The 662-nt window shown below is 65.6% G+C and carries 1 protein-coding gene; it reads right to left on the bottom strand.

Translation table 11 applies throughout. The annotated features are described in order from the left end of the window. Positions 1 to 662: COG4705 family protein (locus ON40_RS34440; RefSeq protein ID WP_040829434.1), on the bottom strand; the 662-nt coding region annotated here is incomplete at both ends.

Raw genomic sequence — 662 nt, forward strand, 5'->3', positions numbered from 1 at the left:
TGGTGGTGGGTGTAAGCGATCCCGGCGATGAGGATGGCCAGGAGCGCGGCTGAGGTCCCGTAGGTGCCCAGTGCCAGACCTCCGGATGCGTGCGGTTTGGACAGCAGGTCGCCGCCGGTGGCTCCGAGTGGGCGGGTGAGTACGAATGCGATCCAGAACAACAGAACGCCGGGGATTTTCGTGAAGTGGTGCGCGGCAAGGATTGCGGCCATGATGGCGGCGATGAGAATGGCGCTGCCCCAGTAGCCCAGTCCGGAGCTGTCGGACAGGAAGTCGCCGGTCGAGGTGCCCAGGGTGTTGGACAGCAGGATCGCCGCCCAGTACAGCAGTTCGCCCCGGAAGGTCGTGATGTTGGCGACGTCGTAGGTTTGGCCGCTGAATTTCCATACCAGGAACACCACGGCCAGGCCGCTGATCAGTATCGCTGCGCCGGCGGGATAGCCCAGGCCCCCGGCGGTGGACGTGCCGTCCCCGGGGCCGCGGTTGAGCAGGTCGGACATGGTGGTGCCCGCTGTGCTGGTCGCTGCGATCACGGTCCAGTACAGCGCGGGATGGAATCGGCGGGCGCGCAGTTGGATGAGCAGGCTCACCACGAGGATGGCCAGGAACAGCAGGGTCGCGTCGACGTAGCCGAGTTTCAAGGTTTGCGAGATCATGTCGCC

It is taken from the genome of Nocardia jiangxiensis NBRC 101359 (assembly GCF_000308615.1).
In the GTDB taxonomy this organism is placed as follows: domain Bacteria; phylum Actinomycetota; class Actinomycetes; order Mycobacteriales; family Mycobacteriaceae; genus Nocardia; species Nocardia jiangxiensis.